The sequence below is a fragment of the Desertibacillus haloalkaliphilus genome (assembly GCF_019039105.1).
GTDB classification, from domain to species: Bacteria; Bacillota; Bacilli; order Bacillales; family KJ1-10-99; genus Desertibacillus; species Desertibacillus haloalkaliphilus.
This window is the reverse complement of record NZ_JAHPIV010000214.1, coordinates 1-409: the sequence shown is the minus strand read 5'-3', so window position 1 is coordinate 409 and position 409 is coordinate 1. Positions and strand designations below refer to the sequence as shown.

The 409-nt window shown below is 43.5% G+C and carries 1 protein-coding gene; it reads left to right on the top strand.

The annotated features are described in order from the left end of the window. Positions 1-409, top strand: a 409-nt coding sequence (locus KH400_RS21615) for a uroporphyrinogen-III synthase (protein WP_217228159.1), incomplete at both ends; no start/stop codon positions are given.

Here is a 409-nt window from a genome sequence, read left to right as displayed (position 1 = left end):
CTGTTATTCGTTCTCTTCAGGGCACTGTATTTTTAGCCAAAGAGGAATTGAAGCCAGGCATAGAAACCTTTGTAAAGAAGGGAGCTGACTGGGTCATTTTAACAACGGGTATCGGCACAGACACATTAATTGAAAGTGCACTAGAGCTGCAGCTTGGAGAAGCTTTTATGAACATTTTATCAAGTGCCCATATCGCTTCAAGAGGATACAAAACGTTTGCGGCTCTAAAAAAACACGGCATTCAGCCAGATGTTTCTGATGAAGATGGAACCGTTCGTGACCTCATTTCAAAGTTAGAAGACAAAGAACTTCAAGGTAAACGGGTCATGGTGCAGCTTCACGGCGAAAATGCACCAGCTCTCATTGATTTTTTGCATCACAAGGGAGCAGACGTTTTGCAGCTCATGCC